Origin of the sequence: Pseudarthrobacter sp. NS4 (assembly GCF_024758005.1) — a bacterium.
Taxonomy (GTDB): Bacteria; Actinomycetota; Actinomycetes; order Actinomycetales; family Micrococcaceae; genus Arthrobacter.
On sequence record NZ_CP103288.1, the window covers coordinates 147,218 to 161,365 of the forward strand.

Consider the following 14,148-nt stretch of genomic DNA (forward strand, 5'->3'; position numbering starts at 1 on the left):
CCCTGGCCAATGATCCTACGAACCCGAGATTCTCTTATTGGCTCAAGTCTTGCCAGCCAGGCGGTTTTGATACATCTACCGGTCATGATGGGAGGTCTGTACGACAAATTTCCGCATCGCCAGCCAGTGGAAGAGCCCGCCCAACGCGGCGCCGAGGATCCAGGCGAAACCGCTGAGCTGCGCCATTTGCGGCAGCCACACGGCCAGGATTGAGAACACCGCTGCAATGGCGAATGCCACGAGCGCTTTGCGGTTCCATCCGCCGCTGAAGTGGTAAGCGCCTTGGGGGTCGGTTGAGTACAGATCGTGGAGGTTCAGGCGTTGCTTCCGGACGAAGTAGTAGTCGGCGATGATGATGCCATAGAGCGGGGCGAGCACAGCGCCGAGGGTGTCGACGAACTTGGGCAGGCCGATGGTGGAGATGACTGCCACCCAGAGTGCACCGATGATGAACCCGGCGACCGCTGTGATCATCCCTGCTTTGTGGAACGAAATCTTGGCCGGGTTGATGTTGGAGAGCGAGTAGGACGGCGGAATGAAGTTCGCCACCACATTGATACCAAGCGTTGCCACCAGGAACGTCACGGCGGCCAGGACGGTAAGGGGAACATTGTCCACGAGACCCACGATGTCCGCCGGATTCGTTAGCGGTTCTCCCTGGCCGTTCTGGTACAGGATGTAGGCACCGGCTGTGATGAAAACAGAGAGAAAAGTGAACAGTGCCAGGCTGAGGGGCAAGCCGGTGAGGTTGCCAAGGCGCATAGCCCGTTCCGTACGGACGTTCCTCGCGAAGTCCCCGAAGTTGATGACCACGGCGGCGAAGTAGGCAACCATGGTTCCGGTCACTCCGATAAAGGCCGAGACGGCAGCCCAGCCTGTCACCTCGTCGTTGGAGAAAATCGTGCCGACAGCCGCAGGCAGACCAGCACCCACCTGAACCCAGATCGCAACGAGCAGCGCGATCATCACGAGATAAACAGCCGGGCCGGCGATGTTAAGGAAATGTGCGATCCGCTCAATGCCGCCGAGGAAGAGCATCACCTGAAGGCCTGAGGCGAGCAGGTAGGACAGCCAGGACACCCAGTTCATGCCCAGGAATTCGTCGCCGCCGGGCGAGCCCAGCAGGGCGTTGAGAGCCAGCGAAATGGCGGTTGAGGCAAAGTAAGTCTGCGCGCCGTACCAAAAGATCGCGACGACAGCGCGGACGATTGCCGGGAACTGGGCCCCGCGGACTCCCATCGACGCCCGGGCAAGCACGGGGTAAGGAAATCCGTACTTCACACTGGGGCGTCCGCTCAGATCCACGAGGAACTTAATGATGAACCCGGAGAGAAGAATGGCGGCGAAAACGAACCAGCCGTTGATGCCGGCCGTGATGAACAGGCTCGCTGCCAGAGTGTACCCAGCAAGGCTCTGGATGTCGTTTGACCATACGTTGAAGATGGCAAACCACCCCCAGGTACGTTTCGACGCCGGCAGCGGGGCGAGATCCTCGTTGTACAGGGAGGGATCCGCACCCGTTACCGTCAGGTCGGCATCCCCAAGGTCGTTGTTTCGGATGGTCATTGCAGCCTCTATCCGCGTTCCGAAGTGGGAGTGTTTTTGTATGGTGGAATTTTTCTTCCACTAGAAGGATATGACGTATATCACTTTCCAGTCAATGGGCAATTTGGGCGGCTCAGGACTGACGCCCCCGACGTGTAGCCGCAAACGGCAGTCGGCCTGTTCGAAGACCGTTTCCCACCAGCAAGACCAACTCGCCCGGTAGGTGAGGTTCAATGCCCTAAACAGGCCAGCCGCGAGCTGGACAACTACGGCGCCGGCCAGGTTCTGCACATCGACATCGAGTACGCAGGTCGGCAGCGTTTTCCCGCCGGACCTGGGGTGTCGCGTCCGACCCCGGTGCGATGCTGTCGGGCTGGTTGAGCTCGCCTAAAGGGCAAGGCGGCTGGATTGGGCTTGAATTACGGCCCACTGCCTCCGTTAGCGTCCAACGGCGCACAGTTCACGGTGAGAAGCTGCTGGGAGGTCGCCCAGCGCTAGAAAAGAGCCGGTCGACGTCGGGCTGAAAACGTGCCCGCGACGAGAGACGACCGGCGGCCGCACACGGGTGCGCCGTGTGCCGCCACCGGTCGTGGGACTGGCTGGTAGGGCGCCCAGTGGCGCGGTGCGTACGGCTACTCTGTGGCCACCCCTTGGTTCTTGGTCAGGGTCGGTTCCGGCCGGAACCGCCTGGATGGTGCCCAGTGCTGCATCAAAAGGTAGTAACTGACTCCGGCGGGGATGAGGCCGGCGTACCAAGAGAAGTCGGTAAACATGAAGGCTGCTATCACTCCGATGATGACGGCGAGGAGGGCCGAGGGGTTCATGCCTCGATAGGGGCCGTCGGCGTCGTACAGCTTGTCGAGGTCGAGGACGCGGCGGCGGATGACGTAGTAGTCAACGACCATGACCGCGAAAATGGGGCCCAAGAACGCCGAGTATGTCTGCACGAAGATCTGCAGGCCGTTCGCGGATTCCTCCCGCACCAGGAGCCAGGGGAAAGTCGCGAAGGCCAGCAAGCCGACGATCACGGTCGAAGTCCGGAACGACAGCTTGAAGATGTCCATCAGGACGTAGGTGGGTGGGACAACGTTGTTCAGCACGTTCGTCGTGACCTGGGCAAAAGCGATGAACAGTAGCGTGATCACGAGCAGTGACGGGTTGTCGACGGCGTTCGAGAAGACCTCGATGGGATCGACGACCCCGGTCGCAGAGGAGACCATCAGCCCGATCATGCCCATGAAGACTGTGACCGGAAGGATGGCGGCCGTGTAGATGCCGGTGAGCAGTGTCGGACCCGTTCCGCGAGTGTGCTCGCGGGAGTAGTCGCTGACGTTGATCATCATCGTCGCGTAGATGCCCAGGAAGAGCATGGTTGCGCCCCAGAATGGAGCCCCCCATGTACCCTCCGTCTCAACGAGATTCGTCTGGATCTCCGCACCGTAACGGTCGAACACGCTGAAGAACATGTAAACCAGCGAGGCCACGATGAAGACCGCCCCGATGTTCTCGAGCCACTTGATGCCCTTGAAGCCGAAGACGGACAGGCCGATCTGCAGGAACTGGAAGAGAATGAAGAACAGGACCAGGTTGCTGAAGCCGAAGAGCACTGCTGAGACCTGGTTGAGGGCAGCCGCCCCGATCCAGCTCTGGAAGCCGTACCAGACGAGAGCCGGCACGGCGCGGATTACACCGGGAATGCGGGTGCCGGTGAAACCGAATGCGTTACGAGCCTGCACCATGAAGGGAATGCCGAACTTGTAGCCTCCCGCCCCGTTAATGACAAGGCCGACGCTGATGACCAGGCACCCTATCGAGATGGCGATGAGTAGCTGCACCAGGTTCAGCGTCCCCACCAGGCTGGAGCCCATCGTGAAGGTTCCGATCGAGACGCAGCCCCCCATCCACATCAGGAGGTAGGAAAACTTGCCGACGATGCGCACCTGCTGCGGTGCCAGTGATTCCTGGCCGGCGGCCTTGGACTGAACCGGCGCGGGCGCGGACGCCGGCGCGGCACTGCGAGGGGTTTTACTGCTGGGTGTGGACATGGGTGTTCACCTTCTGAGTCGGAGAGGAATCGGTGGTTGTGGCTGTCCTGGTTCGCGCACGGCGGGAATCCGGGGCGGTTCGTGGGCCTCCTGCTTCAGGCTCCGCCGCGGCGGATCAGCTTGCCCGTGGGGGTCTGGCCGTCCACCACGGCACCGCGAAGGAACGTCTTGCGGACCACTCCGGAGAGGGTTCTGCCGTCGTACGGGGTGATGGGGTTTTTGTGCTTGAGCTTGGAGACGTCCACCACGAAGGCCTCGTCCGGGGCGAAGACGGCGAAGTCGGCGTCGTAACCCAGCGCCAGTTGGCCCTTGTTGGTGAGCCGGGCGAGGCCCGCGGGCTTCTCCGCCATCCAGCTGACAACCTGCTCCAGGGGGATGCCGCGGTGCCGCGCTTCGCTCCAGATCAGGGACAGTCCCAGCTGCAGCGACGAGACGCCTCCCCAGGCCACCGCGAAGTCCCCGTTTTCCAGGTCCTTCAGGTCCAGGGTGGAGGGGGAGTGGTCCGAGACGATGCAGTCGATGGTGCCGTCCTGCAGACCCTGCCACAGCAGCTCCCGGTTGGAGGCCTCGCGGATGGGCGGGCAACACTTGTAGGCGGTGGCGCCGTCCGGGATCTCCTCGGCCATCAGCGTGAGGTAGTGCGGGCACGTCTCCACGGTGAGCTTGACGCCGTCGCGCTTGGCGGAGGCAATCATGGGCAGGGCGTCCGACGAGGACAGGTGCAGGATGTGCGCACGCGCACCGGTCCAGCGGGCCCGTTCGATGACCTCAGCGATGGCCTTGTTCTCGGCACCGCGCGGGCGGGAAGCGAGAAAGGTTTCGTAGTGGTCGCCGCCGGGATGGGGTGCGCGGTCGATGGCGTGGGAGTCCTCGGCGTGGACGATCATGAGGGAGTCGAAGGACTTCAGCTCGGCCATATCCTCCTCCATCTCGTCCGCGTCCAGGTGCGGGAACTCGTCCACGCCCGAGTGCAGGAGGAAACACTTGAAACCGAACACGCCCTCATCGTGCAGGGGCCGGAGGTGGGCCTTGTTGCCGGGGATGGCGCCGCCCCAGAACCCGACATCGATGAACGCCTGGTCCTCGGCCACCTCGCGCTTGAGCTTGAGATTTTCCACCGTGGTGGTGGGCGGGACGGAGTTCAGCGGCATGTCGATGATGGTGGTCACGCCGCCGGCTGCGGCGGCACGGGTGGCAGAGGCGAAGCCCTCCCACTCGGTGCGGCCCGGCTCGTTGACGTGGACATGGGTGTCCACCAGGCCAGGGATCAGGGTTTCATCGTCTGCAAGTTCTACCACCTGGGCGCCTTGCAGGCTGTTGCCGAGGGGCTCGAGGGCGACGATCTTGCCGCCGCGCACGCCCACCTCACGCGGGGCGATCCCGGCGGTGGTCAGAACGCGCCGGCCCCGGATGACCAGGTCATAGCGGGCGAGGTCTTGAGTCAGTGTCGGAGACTTGTCAGTCATGGAGATTCTCCTTGTTTTCGATACTAAAGGCATGGGGGCCAATGACGTCGATGCCCGGCTTGCGTGCGGCCAATGCGCGGAGGACTGCATAGGCAACCCCAGTCGCCCTCTCGCTTGGCTTCCCCAAGGGTTGAAAGGGGGCCCTGCTGGCTCTTTTCCCAGTCTTCCGGGGCTGGTCCTAAAGGGACACGTGCACGCCCGTGCTGTTCAGCGGCCAGCCTATGACGGTCTTGGGCCGCGGCGCAGCGTAGGTCCGGACTTTGGAGGTGGACAGGCCCATCCGGACCAGGGATTCGGCGATGGTCACCGCGGACGCCACGCCGTCCACCACGGGGACGCCGGCCCGCTGCCGGATTTGCTCGTCCAGGCCCGCCATGCCTCCGCAGCCGAGCACAATTACTTCGGCTTTGTCCTGGCTGACGGCCTGCAGGGCCTGGTTGATGATGGCTTCCACGGCACGCTCCGGTTCCTCCTCGAGTTCAAGGACGGCCATGCCGCTGGCCCGCACGGACGCGCACCGGGCGTCCAGACCCGCAAGCTTGAGCCTGTCTTCGATCAGCGGGACGGTCCGGTCGAGGGTGGTGACCACGGAGTATTTGTGGCCGAGGAACATGGCGGTGCTGGCCGCGGCCTCGGTCATGTCCACTACGGGAACGTCAAGCAGTTCCTGCAGTCCCTCCCGACCGTGCTCGCCGTAGCCGGCCTGAACGACGGCGTCGAAGGGCTCGGCGTAGGAGGTCACGGCGTCCATCACGGCGATGGCCGCCAGGTAGCTTTCGAAGTTGCCTTCGCAGGAATCGGCACCGAACCGGGGCGTGATGCCCACGATTTCCGTTCCCGGCGCCGCGATGCTGCGGGCTTGGGCGGCTATGGAGTCCGTCATGGACGTGGTGGTGTTGACGTTGGCGACGAGTATGCGCATTGAGGTGTCCTTAGTGGGTGCTGGCGATGGCGATGGTCTCGCCGTCGCGGTCTTCCAGCCGCTGGGTGCGGTCTGCGATGAAGAAATACACCACCGCTGCGATGCCTGCTGCGAAGAACCAGGCAAAGGGTGCTGCGGATGCCAGGGTGGGGACGAACGCGATCAGCAGTGCCACAGCGGCGGCGGGGACCATGGCGGTGATCGCCTTGGGGTTGACGCCGTTTTTGTAGTAGTAGGCTCCGGCCGGGGAGGCGGTGTAGAGCTGGGGGACGTTGACCTTGCCGCGGCGGATGAGCCAGTAGTCGGCCATGACGACGCCGAACAGGGGGCCGAGCAGGGCGCCGAGGCCGCCGAGGAAGTACACGATGACCAGCGGGTTGTTGTAGAGGTTCCAGGGCAGGATGACCAGGCCGATGATGCCGCTGACCCACGCGGCCTTGCGGAAGTTCAGGTGCTTGGGGAACAAGTTGGTCAGGGCGTAGACGGGAGCCACGAAGTTGGCCATGAGGTTCACGGCGATGGTCAGGATCAGCAGCGCCAGGCAGGCCAGCACCAGGAACAGAGTGTTGGGGATCGTCTGGACAATGTCCGAGGGGCTTTGGATGATGGTGCCGTTGATTTTGAATTGCCCGCCGGCCATGACGACGACGATGGCGCCGAAGACCAGCATGTTGATGGGGATGCCCCAGAAGTTGCCCCGGACCACGGCCTTCTTCGAGACGGCGGAGCGGGTGAAGTCACAGAAGTTCAGGACGAAGGTGCCGTAGATGGAGACCCACAGTGCACCGCCGGCGAAGATGGTGAGCCACATTTGGGGCCCCTCCAGCGCGTTGTCCGAGGACCATGCGATGGCGCCGCCGGCCTCGATGAAGATCCAGATGGCGATGGCCGCCATGGTTACCAGGATGACGGGTCCGGCGAATGCTTCGTACTTGCGGATCATTTCCATGCCGAAGCTGACGATGACCAGTTGGACAACCCAGAGGATGATGAAGGCGATCCAGCCCAGCGTGGACAGCCCCAGGGTGGAGTCTTTGTCCATTGCAGCGAGGGCAGGGAACATTGCCACGAGCATGACGCGGAAGACGACGGAGGCGAGGTAGGTCTGGATGCCGAACCAGGCCACTGCGACGGCGCCGCGGAGCAGGCTGGCGATCTGGGCGCCCCTGATTCCGAAGCTGATCCGGCTCATGACAGGGAAGGGAACGCCCGTCTTGACGCCCATGAAGCCGGAGAGGTTGAGGAGGCCGAAGAGGAGCGCCGCCCCGATGCCGAGTGCAAGAAGGATCTGCCAGCCGCCAAGCCCCAGGGCGAACAGCCCGATGGCGAAGGCATAGTTGCCCAGGCTGTGCACATCGTTGGCCCAGAGGGTGAAGATGCTGTAGCCGGACCAGCGGCGGCCCTCCCGTTTAGTGGGGGCAAGGTCGACGTTGTAAAGGCTGGGACTGATGTCCTCTCCGGAAGTGGTGCTTGCGGTCGCGCAGATAGCGTCAGGGCCGGTGGTCGGGTGAAGGGGCTGGCCCGACGACGGTGTCGGGGACAGAGCCGAGTCCAAACCGGCAGGGGGAGTTGCGTGCATCTGTAAATCTCCAGTTCTAGGAGTATTCGTGGTGGTTAGCCGGGAGATCTGCAGAAGATCTAACGCTGTTATTCCACATCGCGAGATTCAGTTTTTGTATAGTGGAACAATAGTATGACCCCCGTCACTTCAGGTCAAGAGTGCAGCCTTTTCCCGCAGGCCGACTACAGGGGTGACCCAGCCCGCCGGGTCCGTGGGTCAGCAAGGGTCCAGGACAGGGCTGTATCAGCGGACACGGCAGGGTATTTAATGCCTGCTCAGGGCCAGAGGGACCAGGGCGATGATTATCAGGGCGTTGAAGATCACCGCGGACAGGATCGCCGGAGGCGGGGTCGAGAGTCCCATGGTCTTCAACAGCCCGACCCCGGAACGCCGCGGTCAACAGTGCCGGGACGATTGCGAAGTACTTGGCGACGTCGCTGGCTACCGAGAAGGTGGTCAGTTCCCCGCGGGTGATGAGCAACTGTTGGCCGATGCCGAGAATGTTGATGAGTTTAGTGGGCCGGAATCGAACTCCACCATGTAGTCGGCTTCCTTGGGGGTGCAGAATTCAATTCATCACGAGTCTGGCCTCAGCCGTTGCCAGGTCTGGGGCGTCGTTGGTGCCGTCGCCGGTCATCACCACGAGCCGGCCCGCGGCCTGTCCCTTCTTGAGGACAGCGAACTTGTCCTCCGTGTCCGGCAAGCCTACTAATTTGCTGCAGCGGCCCTCATATTGCAGGGCCGGGCCGGCCCTAGTCGGGCGGCCCTGCCTGCGCCGGTCTAGGTTTCCTGGTCCTTCCGGACCTTGGAGATGGCGCGGTAGGCGGTGATGGAAGTGCCAACGCTGCCAGCGAGAGCACGAAGTTCACGATCGTCAATGGTTCTATGAGGGGCCTGTTGCCTCACGTCAATAGGTTCGGGAAGACTGCTTCGTTGCCTCACTGGAAAAGGTCCGTTTCGGGTGCCGGTTGAACCAGGTGTTGATCTTGTAGTCGCGGGGAGCAGCTTTCGCTTGGGCAAGAGCTTTAAGCTGTCCGGTCAGGGCCAGGATCTGCCGGGACAGTGCCGCTGGTTTGAGGTGTTTGAACTGCGCATCCATGGTGATGACGGGCCGCTTGCGGACGCTCCGATGCCCGGCGGCGCGCTGATGCGGGGTGAGGGCGGCATCATGTTTCCTGACCACCTTGGCCCCATGGCGTTCTTTCGAGAGCAGCTTCTGCTGGGGCAGCAGGTAGTTCGTGAAGAGGGCATCGAGTTCCCGGATGGCGTTGAGTTTTTCCAGCTCCACGGCGGTGTCGTAACGGTAACCCGCTAAAGGAGCGCGGTCCACTACCGTTGGCAACGCTGGACTGCGGAGGGGGGTGCGTGGATTTGTCAGGTGCCGGGCAAGGACAAATAACGCGCCCGTTACGGCTCGGCGATTTCTAGTGGTGGCAGGTCCGCCACAATCCGGTTCGTTTCGAGCGACACCGTCACTATCCTTTTCAGCAGTTCTAGGACGTATCGGGGATCACCCACTTCTCGGCAGTAGTCGTTCGGGTCGTTGACGATCAGTGAGTCCTTGTGCGGGGTTACCTGGTAGCGGTAGAAATTCCACTCCAGCGCCGAGACGCAGCACCAGTTGCTCAGTCAGCGCACTGGAGTGCTTCGGAATTCACCTGTCAGGAATTGCGGGAACAAATACGCTAATTGGGTGAAAGTCATCGGCACAATCCAGACAGCTGACGGCACGGAACTGACTATCACGGGCCCTGCCCGTTAAGTTGGCATGCCTGAATACAAGCGTCCGGCGCCGCACCAGGAGTGGGTGCAGCTGTACCGGCAAGGCCTAACCATCACTAAAATAGCAGCCGCGGCCAGAGTCGGCGAAAGCACCGTCCGCTATCACCTGACTCTTGCCGCCGCCAAGGACCCGTCCCTTAGAGAGGACCACCGCAGCGCCATCATGGCAGCGCCGACTACTCGGGTCACCTCCGATGGTTTACAAAACCTCGAAGACACCCTCGACCTGTATCGAACCGAAGGCCGGCTTCCGTCGACCAAGTCGCCCCGTGCGCGGGAGCGTGCACTAGCTATGTGGCTGTCGAGGCGGCGTAAGGACCTCGACCGGGGGACACTCCCACGCATCTACAGAAATGGCCTGCAGGAAATCCCCGGTTGGGAACGGCGAGCCCGCAAAGATGACGACGAGGCACAGTGGAACCTGCGTCTCATTCAACTCTCACGTTACATAGCTGCCGGGAACGACTGGCCACGCCACGAGAAAACGGACACGGAAGAAGAACGGCTGCTGGGCATATGGTTGCACCGCCAACGCATCAAGTTCCGCAAGGGCAAACTGCCCCAACATAGGGAAATCCAGTTGAACAAGCTCCTTCACGGTTGGCGAGGTGGGCGACTCCGCGGCGGTGCGCAGGGATCTCCAAACATCGGAAAGGACGGATCGACAGCCAAGCCTTGACCTACCGTTGTCTTGTCCCCGTACTATCACCTGGGGTGTCCCGCTTCCTCAGCAACAAGGCATAACTCGCCAAGCAAACAACCAGGGCCGGAAATACCTTCAGAACAATCAGTTCTCCTATACCGCAAACTCTGCTTCCAACCACAGAACGGCCACTCCGTAGCTCCTCATATGGATGTTCCAGAACCTTGCAACCGGGACAGGACCTTTGAAACACTCCGCCTACTGATGAGTCGGCTGTCCCGCATGTTGTGCCAAAAGTCCCGGAGAAAGTACAAGGGTGAGGCCGGCTCCGGAGCTCATAGAGGGGCGCGCTATGGAAAAGAAGAGTGAGGCCGCGCTGGATCAAGCGTCCAGCAAGGGTACGTTGGCCCACCAGATTGAGGGGGCGTATCAGCGCATCGGGGTGACCGGGGCACACCGTCAAATTGTTTTGATGATTCTGCTGGGCGTCTTCTTCGACGCACTGGAACAGAACGCTGTCGGCATCACCGGACCGGTCCTGCTCAACGCCGTCTGCTCCGGACTGGGCATCAGGCAGTCCCTTCCGCCGGCCCGGCTGATTGACGGCGCCCGGCGCGGCCCGCTGGAAGACTCCAGAGGTTTTGCCGGGTACGAGGAGATCATGGATGCCTTGGCCGACCCGTCACATCCTGACCATGCCGAACACTCTGCATGGGTTGCCGACATAACCGGCTCCGATGCGCCTTTTGACCCTGCCTTCCTGGACATCCCCGCCGTAAACCGGGTGCTGGCTGAGCACTTCTGACCTCCTAAATCTGGGGAGAATTCGCCATCAAGTGCCGCTAGGAAACAGCCCCTTTTGGAGGCACTCCCCCGCCTGTTTTAAAGAGCCGATAACGGATATTCCCTCAACTGGACTCGGACAAGCACGCCCCGGTGACTCTGGTCCGTCCACAGCTGGGGTCAATTCGGGTTATCCATGGATGGGTGTTGAGGGAGCCTTTGGGGTAGCTCCCCTTGCAGCAGTAGCGGTGGATAACCCATAAGAATTGTCCCCGGGTGTGGGCGGTGGGACGGCTTCTGCATGGATCGCAGGTTCTAGCCCGTCGTTTCGGAGGGCCAGGCATGGCATCTGTCAGGCTTGGGTGTACTTCAACCAAGAATGGCCGGAGGCGCAGAAAAAAGTCGCCGAGCAGATTGCTCTCCAAGTATGGCGCGGCAAGTGTGGCAGTGTCCCCTGAGTGAAGGTGCTGCGTACCGCCTCTGGGGGCACCCGGGCTTGGCACTGCTCCCTTCAGTAGCGCCAGGGCCGGCATCTGTCTGGGGCTATTGGGCTCCTGCGCGGATTATCCGGCCAGCTGGTGGTTTAGGCGCGTTCCTTGAAGGACTCGACCTTGGAGGGGTCACGTTCGGTGACAGGGGCGAGCAGTTCGTCGATGCGGGTCATGAGCGCGTGCTCCAGTTTCACCCCGGCGGCCTTGGCGTTGTCCTCGAGTTGGTCGGGCCGGGAGGCGCCCACGATCGCTGCGGAGACGTTGTTGTTCTGCAACACCCAGGCGACGGCCAGGGCGGGCATGGAGAGCCCGGCCTCCTTGGCGAGGGGTTTGAGCTGTTGGACGCGGGTGAGGATGTCCTCGTCCAGGAAGCGGTGTTCTGTTTTGAGGTTTCCGTCTTCGTCACGGAAGCGTGAGCCTTCGGGAGCAGTCTGCCCGGGAAGGTATTTGCCGGTCAGCACGCCCTGGGCGAGCGGGGACCAGCAGATCTGGCCGATGCCGAGCTCGATGCTGGTGGGGACGACCTCTTCCTCGATGACCCGCCACAGCATGGAGTACTGGGGCTGGTTGGAGATCAGTTGGATGCCCAGGTCTTTGGCGAGGGCGGCGCCAGCGCGGATCTCATTGACGGTCCACTCGGAAACGCCGATGTAGTGGGCCTTGCCGGCGCGCACGATGTCGGCGAACGCCTGCATGGTTTCTTCCAGCGGCGTTTCGTAGTCGTAGCGGTGGGCTTGGTAGAGGTCCACATAGTCGGTGTCCAGACGCTTCAGGGAGCCGTTGATCGATTCCATGATGTGTTTGCGGGACAGACCGCGGTCGTTCTTGCCGTCTCCTGTGGGGAAGTAAACCTTGGTGAAGATTTCCAGGCTCTCGCGGCGTGTGCCGCGCAGCGCCTCGCCCAGCGCGGTTTCGGCGCGGGTGCCGGCATAGGCGTCTGCGGTGTCGAAGGTGGTGATGCCCAGATCAAGTGCCTTCCGGACGCAGGCGGTCGCTGCGCCCTGATCGATCTGTTCACCATGGGTAACCCAGTTGCCGTACGCGATTTCGCTGATGTACATGCCTGATGATCCGAGTTTGCGGTATTCCATTAGTTCTCTTCCTTGTCGGGCTCTGCAGTGAAATGAGTCTGGTTCCCCCGGGGGGGCCTGGTGCTGTGCCGAAGGACCAGGTGCGTATCGACGGTCCGCGTTGTCTGTGGGGGCCGGGTTGGGGAACTGCTGTTCAGGGCCTCAAGCAGCAGCCCGGCCGCCGCTCGCCCCTGCCCTTGGACGTCCTGGTCGATGGTGGTGAGGCCAAGGACGGGGGAGAGGTCGTGGTTGTCGAACCCCACGATGGAGATGTCCCCAGGCACACTCATGCCCGCGGCGCGGACGACGCCCAGGGCACCAAAGGCCATCTCATCGGAGGCGGCGAAAACCGCCGTCGGCAGTACCGGCGCGGACAGCATCCGGGTCATCGCGGCTGCGCCGCCGGCCACCGAATTCGTGTCGAACTGCTGCCACCCGTCCACCTCGTCAATGCCCGCGCCCATGAGGCATTGCCGGTAGCCGGCAACGCGCGACGGCGGCGCCAGACTTCCGGTGGTGACCTCGGCGTCATCGTTGATCCCAAGCAACCCGATGCGTCGATGGCCCAAGTTAAGCAGGTGACGGACTGCGGTCCGGGCAGCGGCCCGGTCATCGACGAACACGCTGCCGAAGTACTCCGAACGCCGGCCCAGTACGACGACGGGAATCTCCAGATCCCGTAGCGTCCGGGTTTCAGCCTCGGTCAGCCGGAGCGAGAGCACCAGCACCCCATCAGCCCGGCCGCGCAGCCGCTGTTCAGCGAAAAAGCGGAGGCGGCCCTCCTCATCGCCGAGCTCGTAGAGCAGGACGTCCCGGCCGGAAGCCCGGAGCACGGCACCTGCCCCAGCGATGACCTGTCCGAAGAACCATTTGGTCGCATCCGGAACGATGACCGCCACGGTGCCGGTAACTCCGGTGGCCAAGCGCGCAGCACTGGGCGACGCCACGTATCCCATCTCCACCGCGATGTCCTTAATCCGCTGGCGGGTGCCCGTGGAGACCCCGGGCAGGTCGCGCAGGGCACGGGACACCGTCGACACGGCAACGCGGGCGCGTTCGGCAACCTCTTCTATCCTTACAGTCACGGAGAACAAGGCTACGGGCAGTCCACCCCTTAACACAAGCGCTTGCGTAGAAGGATACTCGCTGGGGCTTGACGGGTTAGCGCCGCTGGCTCTGGCCCGGCCGTGTGGTCAGAGCGTCCTTTTGGTGTGTGTTAGAAGAACCAGGGCGCCAGCGATAAGGGCTCCGCTCTTCGCGACAAACTCACCTTCAATCGTCAGTAGGACCGCGTTTGCCTCGCTGAACGTGAAGCCGGGGACCAGAAGGGAAGTCGAGGGGGCTCCGATTAGAGGTGGCGACCAGAACGAACAAGCGGGACCCGGAAGAGCGCGCCGCTGATGATAAGGACGCCAAGCGTTACTTCTGCCGTGCCAGAACCAGAAGAACGGACATCCACCCGTGGGAGTGGAAGCGCTTGCTCAATGAGGGCTGCGACGGGTGAGCGGTCAAGGACTTTCAGCAGGCCGAACCACAGGAACAGCACGCCAGGCATCATGCGCAGCGCCGGCAGCGTAACCTGCCGCAGCCTCGGAGACGGCGTCATCTGAGGACCGGCCCCGCACAGGAGGGACGCACGAATGTTTTACTCCGAAGCGCGCCGGCGTCAAGGACAGTTTCAGCCTGGGAAGACTCCACCATGACGAATTAACGTTCAGAAGCGGCTCGCCCTGCACTTAATAGACAAGCTCTCCACTGCTGCGACCGGGCGATGCGGCCCACTAGGTCTACACAAGGCAGCTGGTCGTGTTGTCATGGAGCGCGGTCATCCTCTTGTTCA

The 14,148-nt window shown here is 62.5% G+C and carries 10 protein-coding genes and 1 pseudogene; 2 read left to right on the forward strand and 9 right to left on the reverse strand.

Annotation, left to right across the window (positions count from 1 at the left end):
- Nucleotides 1–75: 75 nt before the first annotated feature.
- From NXY83_RS00660 to NXY83_RS00690, 7 genes and pseudogenes are all read right to left on the reverse strand, one after another.
- A complete protein-coding gene (locus tag NXY83_RS00660; RefSeq protein ID WP_258804205.1) occupies nucleotides 76–1,566 on the reverse strand; it encodes an NCS1 family nucleobase:cation symporter-1 in 1,491 nt (496 codons plus the stop codon).
- 611 nt (nucleotides 1,567–2,177) lie between these two features.
- Nucleotides 2,178–3,590 (reverse strand): NCS1 family transporter, encoded by a 1,413-nt coding sequence (locus tag NXY83_RS00665; protein WP_258804206.1) that lies wholly within the window; start codon nucleotides 3,588–3,590, stop codon nucleotides 2,178–2,180.
- Between the two features lie 95 nt (nucleotides 3,591–3,685).
- On the reverse strand, nucleotides 3,686–5,056 hold the full coding sequence (gene allB / locus NXY83_RS00670; RefSeq protein WP_258804207.1) for an allantoinase AllB: 1,371 nt from the start codon (nucleotides 5,054–5,056) through the stop codon (nucleotides 3,686–3,688).
- A 178-nt stretch (nucleotides 5,057–5,234) separates the two neighbouring features.
- Nucleotides 5,235–5,978 carry an aspartate/glutamate racemase family protein gene (locus NXY83_RS00675; RefSeq protein ID WP_258804208.1) on the reverse strand — a complete coding sequence of 248 codons (744 nt, stop codon included), beginning with the start codon at nucleotides 5,976–5,978 and terminating at the stop codon, nucleotides 5,235–5,237.
- A 10-nt stretch (nucleotides 5,979–5,988) separates the two neighbouring features.
- Entirely contained in the window at nucleotides 5,989–7,557 is a 1,569-nt protein-coding gene (locus NXY83_RS00680; protein WP_258804209.1) for an NCS1 family nucleobase:cation symporter-1, read from the reverse strand.
- A 124-nt stretch (nucleotides 7,558–7,681) separates the two neighbouring features.
- A pseudogene (locus NXY83_RS21165) lies at nucleotides 7,682–8,230 on the reverse strand (potassium-transporting ATPase subunit B); the annotation flags it as partial.
- A gap of 216 nt (nucleotides 8,231–8,446) precedes the next feature.
- On the reverse strand, nucleotides 8,447–8,869 hold the full coding sequence (locus tag NXY83_RS00690; protein ID WP_258804210.1) for a hypothetical protein: 423 nt from the start codon (nucleotides 8,867–8,869) through the stop codon (nucleotides 8,447–8,449).
- 438 nt (nucleotides 8,870–9,307) lie between these two features.
- Between NXY83_RS00690 and NXY83_RS00695 the strand changes: the two genes are divergently transcribed.
- Both NXY83_RS00695 and NXY83_RS00700 read left to right on the forward strand, forming a co-directional pair.
- Complete coding sequence (locus tag NXY83_RS00695; RefSeq protein WP_258804211.1) at nucleotides 9,308–10,000, forward strand: Helicase associated domain protein; 693 nt, start codon at nucleotides 9,308–9,310, stop codon at nucleotides 9,998–10,000.
- Between the two features lie 316 nt (nucleotides 10,001–10,316).
- Nucleotides 10,317–10,769, forward strand: a complete 453-nt coding sequence (locus NXY83_RS00700) for a plasmid pRiA4b ORF-3 family protein (RefSeq protein WP_258804212.1) — start codon at nucleotides 10,317–10,319, stop codon at nucleotides 10,767–10,769.
- Nucleotides 10,770–11,330: 561 nt separating this feature from the next.
- Here NXY83_RS00700 and NXY83_RS00705 read toward each other — a convergent pair.
- Both NXY83_RS00705 and NXY83_RS00710 read right to left on the reverse strand, forming a co-directional pair.
- Nucleotides 11,331–12,329, reverse strand: a complete 999-nt coding sequence (locus NXY83_RS00705) for an aldo/keto reductase family protein (protein ID WP_258804213.1) — start codon at nucleotides 12,327–12,329, stop codon at nucleotides 11,331–11,333.
- On the reverse strand, nucleotides 12,329–13,393 hold the full coding sequence (locus NXY83_RS00710; RefSeq protein ID WP_258804214.1) for a LacI family DNA-binding transcriptional regulator: 1,065 nt from the start codon (nucleotides 13,391–13,393) through the stop codon (nucleotides 12,329–12,331). Before NXY83_RS00710 ends, NXY83_RS00705 begins: the two co-directional genes overlap by 1 nt.
- Nucleotides 13,394–14,148: the final 755 nt, after the last annotated feature.

Excerpts from the sequence above, each read along its gene's own strand:
- NXY83_RS00700 (WP_258804212.1), top strand. The coding sequence starts at position 10,317 with ATGGAAAAGAAGAGTGAGGCCGCGCTGGATCAAGCGTCCAGCAAGGGT.
- NXY83_RS00705 (WP_258804213.1), bottom strand. The coding sequence starts at position 12,329 with ATGGAATACCGCAAACTCGGATCATCAGGCATGTACATCAGCGAAATC.
- NXY83_RS00665 (WP_258804206.1), bottom strand. The coding sequence starts at position 3,590 with ATGTCCACACCCAGCAGTAAAACCCCTCGCAGTGCCGCGCCGGCGTCC.
- NXY83_RS00675 (WP_258804208.1), bottom strand. The coding sequence starts at position 5,978 with ATGCGCATACTCGTCGCCAACGTCAACACCACCACGTCCATGACGGAC.
- NXY83_RS00695 (WP_258804211.1), top strand. The coding sequence starts at position 9,308 with ATGCCTGAATACAAGCGTCCGGCGCCGCACCAGGAGTGGGTGCAGCTG.
- allB (WP_258804207.1), bottom strand. The coding sequence starts at position 5,056 with ATGACTGACAAGTCTCCGACACTGACTCAAGACCTCGCCCGCTATGAC.
- NXY83_RS00660 (WP_258804205.1), bottom strand. The coding sequence starts at position 1,566 with ATGACCATCCGAAACAACGACCTTGGGGATGCCGACCTGACGGTAACG.
- NXY83_RS00680 (WP_258804209.1), bottom strand. The coding sequence starts at position 7,557 with ATGCACGCAACTCCCCCTGCCGGTTTGGACTCGGCTCTGTCCCCGACA.